The 4,789-nt window shown below is 55.8% G+C and carries 9 protein-coding genes; 3 read left to right on the top strand and 6 right to left on the bottom strand.

Annotation, left to right across the window (positions count from 1 at the left end; translation table 11 throughout):
• Together JOY90_RS31245 and JOY90_RS31240 are read right to left on the bottom strand one after the other, a co-directional pair.
• Window positions 1-191 (bottom strand): hypothetical protein (locus JOY90_RS31245; RefSeq protein ID WP_291694947.1); only part of this gene is annotated, 191 nt, incomplete at its 3' end.
• A gap of 158 nt (window positions 192-349) precedes the next feature.
• A complete protein-coding gene (locus JOY90_RS31240; protein WP_291694946.1) occupies window positions 350-541 on the bottom strand; it encodes a hypothetical protein in 192 nt (63 codons plus the stop codon).
• A 648-nt stretch (window positions 542-1,189) separates the two neighbouring features.
• Between JOY90_RS31240 and JOY90_RS31235 the strand changes: the two genes are divergently transcribed.
• Both JOY90_RS31235 and JOY90_RS31230 read left to right on the top strand, forming a co-directional pair.
• Window positions 1,190-1,363 (top strand): hypothetical protein, encoded by a 174-nt coding sequence (locus tag JOY90_RS31235; RefSeq protein ID WP_291694945.1) that lies wholly within the window; start codon window positions 1,190-1,192, stop codon window positions 1,361-1,363.
• Between the two features lie 4 nt (window positions 1,364-1,367).
• Entirely contained in the window at window positions 1,368-1,586 is a 219-nt protein-coding gene (locus JOY90_RS31230) for a hypothetical protein (RefSeq protein WP_291694944.1), read from the top strand.
• Between the two features lie 92 nt (window positions 1,587-1,678).
• On the opposite strand, the gene JOY90_RS31225 is transcribed toward JOY90_RS31230, so the two are convergent.
• On the bottom strand, window positions 1,679-2,089 hold the full coding sequence (locus JOY90_RS31225; protein WP_291694943.1) for a cupin domain-containing protein: 411 nt from the start codon (window positions 2,087-2,089) through the stop codon (window positions 1,679-1,681).
• 261 nt (window positions 2,090-2,350) lie between these two features.
• Window positions 2,351-3,304, bottom strand: a complete 954-nt coding sequence (locus tag JOY90_RS31220; protein ID WP_291694948.1) for a DMT family transporter — start codon at window positions 3,302-3,304, stop codon at window positions 2,351-2,353.
• Between the two features lie 89 nt (window positions 3,305-3,393).
• Here JOY90_RS31220 and JOY90_RS31215 point away from each other — a divergent pair, with 89 nt between their 5' ends.
• Window positions 3,394-3,999, top strand: coding sequence for an ABATE domain-containing protein (locus JOY90_RS31215; protein ID WP_291694942.1), 606 nt, complete (start codon window positions 3,394-3,396; stop codon window positions 3,997-3,999).
• Window positions 4,000-4,014: 15 nt separating this feature from the next.
• On the opposite strand, the gene JOY90_RS31210 is transcribed toward JOY90_RS31215, so the two are convergent.
• Together JOY90_RS31210 and JOY90_RS31205 are read right to left on the bottom strand one after the other, a co-directional pair.
• Entirely contained in the window at window positions 4,015-4,311 is a 297-nt protein-coding gene (locus tag JOY90_RS31210; RefSeq protein WP_291694941.1) for a hypothetical protein, read from the bottom strand.
• Between the two features lie 13 nt (window positions 4,312-4,324).
• On the bottom strand, window positions 4,325-4,789 hold a 465-nt coding region (locus JOY90_RS31205), incomplete at its 5' end, for an IS630 family transposase (protein WP_291694940.1).

The raw sequence follows: 4,789 nt of genomic DNA, 5'->3' as shown, positions 1-4,789 counted from the left end.
CGGCGCGGGCCTCGCAGCGACGGCCGCTTGACGGCGACCGGGACAACGCGACCTTTTCTGCTGATAACCGTGCGGTGCGCCGGATGATCGGATTTGTTGCTGCGCCAAACGGCGGCTTCTTCGGCCACGTGCGAAGCCCAGCGATGTTCAAATTTCTCAATAATGTGCTTTGGCAGGTCGACGTAGCTCACCATGTCCTCCGTGAGGCAAGCACTATGTCATGGACCTTGCGCGCCGGCTTGCCTTCGGGACTGTCGCGGTCCGCTACCCACGCTTGCAACGCGCGGCGGGTGTAGCCGGCCAAGGCAAAAACGCTTCACTTCTCCGCGAGGAAGCTCGCGTTTAATCTTCATCTCTCTTCGTGCAGCAATGCATTAAAGCTCCGCTCAGCTTCGCTATTGCGGATCTTTTTACGTAGCTCGGCCGCTTCCACTGTGCCCGGCTGAAGCGTTCGCACCTGCTGTTGCAGATCGGTCGTGTATTTCAGAAGCCGCTCTTCGAGCGTTGTCGTCTGCTTAAAACGTCTGCGTCTCTTGATCATTCACTCGCTCCCGTAGGCTCGGCTCCTTGTAGCCGTGATTGCGATACGGTCGCATTCACCTAGGGTAAGTTGATCAATCGCTTTCGTTGCAACATTTGTTAGGTTTCCGCACACACGAAACGCACCAATGATCAGGCTGAATTTCGTTCATTGAGGTTCGTCGATGGCGTTGCGCGCGACGGTGGTAAGACCGGCGAGCGTGGTATTGCCTTTGCGTGCGCTGTTCAGAAGCTATGTGGTCACCTTCTTTCGCAGGGCATGATCGGCCTCGTGGGGCAGCCGGCGGCAGGCTTGTTCAAGAACCACATCAAAGTTTGCCATGGTGCGCTCATCAATCTGCTTCATTTCGGGATTCCATCATTCGGAGATACAGAACCATGTTGCGGCGGTTTAAATTAGGGAGCCGCTGTCTTTCAACGCCGTCTCGAAACGAGCCTTCAATGCATCCGTCGGCTTCCCTGGTGATCTCAACAATCGATCCAAACTAGTTGCGCCACTCGCCACGCCAACCCGTGAAATGGCTCCCGCGTTTTCGCTTCGCTGGGCCCACAATTACGAAACATTACGGGAAGTTCCCGGACATTCTGCCTTCTCGGGCTGTTGGCGGTCCCCATATGCAAATCGGATGTTTGCTTAAGGAGTTGAGTTGTGAGTGCTGACACGAACCGCAAGCGCGCCTTACGCTACCGCGAATTGGCTTTGCGCGAGGCCGATAAGGATCGGGCAAGTTTGCTCAATCGCATCGCCGATGAAGCCGAGCGCGGCGTGCTATACACGGTCGAGCGTCTGTATATTGGTACCTCGATCGCGATCAAGGGCTGAGCGCATGCCTGATTTCCCATGGCCTGTTACGGACGATGAGCTGGTGCTGAACAAGGCGCTAGAGCAGGTGCTGGCCAGCTACCGGCCCGCGGGCGACCATGAAACCGCTCTGATACGGGATGCGGCCATTCGCCTTCTCGCCGAAGCCTACCAGGAAGGGCTGCGTGATGAGGACGCTCTCGTCCATCAAACCTTGAAGGCACTTCAGGCAGGGTCGCCTTGAATGAGCGCTAAAAACAGGCTTTCGAGGAACGACTGACGCTGGTTTTATGTTCTCTATTTGTTCTTATGCGCGGCGTCGCGGTGATGATGACTTTAGACATGACTCATCTCACTTGGGCAAGCGAAGCAACCCAATTCGAGTAAATCGGATGTTGAGGTGTCGGCTTTAGGCGGGTTGCTCGTCCACCAGATACAGAGCAGCTCCAGATCTTGAGAAGCCGACGTATTTTGGAGGCTGTGCTGGGATTCCGGCGGCAGATAAATCACGTCACCCTTGGTGACCTGGCGGCTCTCCTGGTCGACCGTCATCAGCCCGGTCCCGTCGAGTATGATGAATGTCTCACGCTCTGCGTGGGAGTGTGGCGTGGATGACGATCCGGGTTTGACGGTCATCCATGCGCTGCCCCAAGGCGTATCGACAGTTTCAGGCCAAGGGAATAACCGTCGAAAATCACCGCCATATTCGTTTTTTGTTTTCGCGTCCGAAGCTGCCTGAATGTGCATTCCAAATCCCCATCAGATGTTCTGAGAACGACTGAGCGCAAACATAGTTTAGCGTAGAAGACGCCGATCGTAGCAACCACAGGTTGAAGCAACTAATGCATTCTTGTAATATAACCCTTAAACCTATGAATATATTGTCATTATTGAGGAAATATATTGTCCAATTATCAGCGACGGCAATCAATACTTTCTCTCTGCAAAGTACGAAAGGCACAACGGGACCGTTCGCCGTCCATTCGAGAATGCTGACATTGATCTAAGTTAATCGCGCTCTGCAGATATCGCTGGCGTCAGCTTCTTCCGTTCTCGAATCCAACGCGGGAGCGGACCTGCGCTGACGATATAGACGCCTACAGATATCAGGAAGATTGCGATCCAGTCAGTGAATGTAGGCCACTCACCCAGTATCGGTATTCCCATTAGTGCTGTCATGGCAGGACAAAGAGCGGCGAATGCGGCGCCACTCGACGCTCCGAGAATGCTCACGGCCCTTCCGTAGAGCAGTAAGGAAATGATTGCTGTTAGAAGTCCCTGGACCGTCCCCTGCAAGACAATATCTCTCCACGGCGCCCGCTCGAGGCTATGCCCCGCAAAAACGATGTAAAATGGCAGATATAGAATCAAGGCGCCAACGGCGGCGATCGCTGCCGCGTGCAAGCCGTCAAGGCGCGCGCGTCGCATCGCGACCGTGTAGCACGCCCACGCGAGACCGGAGCAGAGGAATAACGCGTGGCCTATGCTCTGCATACCGAGGGATGCCCCCTTGCCCCAAACGACAGCCATCACGCCTGGCAGTATCAAGGCGAAGCCAATCACCTTGGCTGTATTAAACGGCTCTCCGAGGATCACGGCGGCAAGAATCGCAACCATCAATGGCATCACGCCCGGAAACAGCGCGCCGGCGTGGGCGGCCGGTGCGAAGAGCAGGCCGGAATTCGCGAGCAACACCGGCGCGCCGCCGCCGAGAACAATTGCGGCGAGACCGCTCCAGCCAAGGCGTTCAATCGCGAGGCCCTTAACGTAGAGATAAGGCAGCATCAGCACGCCGGCGACTCCGAACCGGAGAGCTGCAATATCCCAGGGCGTCAGCGATGTTCGTAGGCCGAGACGTGCAATGACAATCCAGCCAGACCAAATACTGACCGCGGCAAGCCCATACAGCGCGCCACGTGCGTATCGTTCAGCAATGTGGTGTTCTGCGAGGACACTGGCCATCAATCGCGCCTATGTGGTAGACACTTGTAACCCTATAAACGCAGTTATGGAGTTACATATAGGAACGAGTACTCCGAGGCAAGAGAAAGATGAACCTTCGCGTGGATCCTTTTGAGTGGGCTGGTGGCCATCCGGGGCTCGACTTCGTGAACACGCTCGATGATCGGCCTTCGACTTCACCTGTAGAGACTCTGGGGACGTATCAAGACCTGGTGCGCTTCGCAGAAATGGCGGACATCATCGATCCGCAGCTGGCAGCGAAGCTTTTGCGCTTCAATACATCGCGTGCGTCTGAGGTCGTTATGCGCACGCGCAAGCTACGTGAGCATTTGTTCAATATCCTGATGTCACTCCACCGCGATCAGCCCGCAAAACAGGCTGATCTCGAGGCCGTCTCGTTGGCAATTCAGGCCGGACATCAAGCGCGCGTGCTCGTCAAGGCAGCGCCACCGAAACTGACCGAATATTGCTGGAGGCCGTTGGAGGCGGACATCTTGCTACACGCATGTTCATTAGCCGTCGAACGGCTCTTAGCGGAGGTTGACCGGTCCAAGGTCCGGAAGTGTGGCGCATCGGATTGCGACGTCTTTTATCTCGACCATAGCAAGGGCCAAAAACGGCTATGGTGCAGCATGAAGGGCTGTGGCAACCGCGAGAAACAAAGACGCCGGCGTTCCGGGTTGGCCAAGGAATGATTTTTCGCAAGGGACTTAGGTGAGGTTCGAGAACGTCAGGTCAGCGGATCGAGGAAAGGGACGCTGCCTGTCCTGGCCAGCCCGCGAATCAAGCTTCCTAAGTTTTCCGAATCTGCGGCCGCTGAAATTTTCTAGCTGTTTCTTAGGGGATTTGTCGCTGGTTTTTCGGTGCTTCTGGCCCGCCTGATTTGAAATCTCAAAGCTCGTGAGACTGGCCCCGGCTGCCAGCGCCTTGTTGCAATCATCAGGGGCGCAGGTCGCGACCAGAGCAAACTTCAGAGTTATCTCGAGGATCAGGTATTCGGGCAGCACCTAGTACCCGGAATCATAGCTGAGTGATACGGCGGCCTTTGAAGGGGCGCTGGCGGACATTTTTCTTTGTCCAGACGAAGGGCTCGGCTTTGTCGTTGTATGCTTTGATATATGCATCGATGTGCTGCTCGAGCTGTTTGAGGCTTGTGAATGAGGCGCCGCTCAGCGACTGCCCTTGTAAGATCGAAAACCAGACCTCGACCTGATTGAGCCAGGACGCGCTGGTGGGCGTGAAATGAAATTTCACATTGGGATGCGCCTCGAGCCATTCCTCGTTGTTCGTGTGGGTGCTGAGATTGTCGAGAATGACATGAAGCTGGCGGTTCGGAAATGCTGCGGTCACGCGATCCATGAAGTCGAGAAACTCGACCCGGCGACGTCGTTTCGAATGCGTCGCAAGGATCTTCCCGGTGGCGACTTCCAGCGCTGCAAACAGCGTGGTCGTGCCGTGCCGCTTGTAGTCGTGGCTTTGCCCGGT

Source organism: Bradyrhizobium sp. (assembly GCF_019242285.1).
Taxonomy (GTDB): domain Bacteria; phylum Pseudomonadota; class Alphaproteobacteria; order Rhizobiales; family Xanthobacteraceae; genus Bradyrhizobium.
Note: the sequence above shows the minus strand (reverse complement) of the source record. Positions and strands in the feature narration are given on the sequence as shown.